Annotated in this window: 1 protein-coding gene; it reads right to left on the reverse strand. The window is 44.4% G+C overall.

Annotated elements, in window-relative coordinates:
* A partial coding sequence (gene tnpA, locus AB4209_RS22270; RefSeq protein WP_408063596.1) for an IS66 family insertion sequence element accessory protein TnpA occupies window positions 1–193 on the reverse strand: 193 nt, incomplete at its 3' end.
* Window positions 194–239: the final 46 nt, after the last annotated feature.

Below are 239 nucleotides of genomic sequence, written 5' to 3' on the forward strand. Positions count from 1 at the left end.
TCTTTTCAACGATTTCGGCTTTAACAAATCCGACAGATTCCGATTGGCTTGCTGTTTGGAGTTGACGCCGTTTGGCAAAGAACGTGGATAAACTCAGTCCATGCTCTTCACAAAAAGCGCGTTGGGTAACACTGCTGCTTTCATATTGCTCAAACAGTGATTGCCATTCTAGGTTGGTACGTCGTTTTGCCATTTCAACTCTCCTTTGGGTTGGAGAGTTGATCTTATTCTTCGTGCTG

The organism is Vibrio sp. 10N.286.48.C11 (assembly GCF_041469805.1).
Classification (GTDB): Bacteria; Pseudomonadota; Gammaproteobacteria; order Enterobacterales; family Vibrionaceae; genus Vibrio; species Vibrio crassostreae_C.